This window comes from Pseudoalteromonas sp. A757 (assembly GCF_004103285.1).
GTDB lineage: Bacteria > Pseudomonadota > Gammaproteobacteria > Enterobacterales > Alteromonadaceae > Pseudoalteromonas > Pseudoalteromonas galatheae.
This window is the reverse complement of sequence record NZ_QNQN01000024.1, coordinates 1-674: the sequence shown is the minus strand read 5'-3', so window position 1 is coordinate 674 and position 674 is coordinate 1. Positions and strand designations below refer to the sequence as shown.

The 674-nt window shown below is 46.0% G+C and carries 5 tRNA genes; all 5 read right to left on the bottom strand.

The window, feature by feature from the left end:
• Window positions 1-117: 117 nt before the first annotated feature.
• Window positions 118-192 (bottom strand) — tRNA-Gln (locus tag DRB05_RS00175).
• Window positions 193-228: 36 nt separating this feature from the next.
• A tRNA-Leu gene (locus DRB05_RS00170) sits at window positions 229-313 on the bottom strand.
• A gap of 85 nt (window positions 314-398) precedes the next feature.
• A tRNA-Met gene (locus DRB05_RS00165) sits at window positions 399-475 on the bottom strand.
• A 2-nt stretch (window positions 476-477) separates the two neighbouring features.
• Window positions 478-552 (bottom strand) — tRNA-Gln (locus DRB05_RS00160).
• 36 nt (window positions 553-588) lie between these two features.
• Window positions 589-673: transfer RNA gene (locus DRB05_RS00155), tRNA-Leu, on the bottom strand.
• Window position 674: the final 1 nt, after the last annotated feature.

Genomic DNA, 674 nt, shown 5'->3' with positions numbered 1-674 from the left:
AAGAGAGACTTGAACTCTCACATCCGAAGATACTGGAACCTAAATCCAGCGCGTCTACCAATTCCGCCACTTCCGCACAGTAGATATTCTATTTGTAGCTATCATCTCAAGAAGAGATGGCTGGAGTACCAGGATTTGAACCTGGGAATGGCGGGATCAAAACCCGCTGCCTTACCGCTTGGCGATACTCCAACGAAAATTTGATTGTTTTAGTTCCAATCAAGAACATGGTGCGGAAAGAGAGACTTGAACTCTCACATCCGAAGATACTGGAACCTAAATCCAGCGCGTCTACCAATTCCGCCACTTCCGCATATCATTTCGCATTAGTTATTAGAACCTAAATCCAGCGTCTATATTAAGACATCGACCAATTCCAAAACTTCCGCATTTGTAAATGGTGGCTATGCCCTGATTTGAACAGGGGACCCCATCATTATGAGTGATGTGCTCTAACCAGCTGAGCTACATAGCCATTGGCTGGAGTACCAGGATTTGAACCTGGGAATGGCGGGATCAAAACCCGCTGCCTTACCGCTTGGCGATACTCCAACGAAAATTTGATTGTTTTAGTTCCAATCAAGAACATGGTGCGGAAAGAGAGACTTGAACTCTCACATCCGAAGATACTGGAACCTAAATCCAGCGCGTCTACCAATTCCGCCACTTCCGCA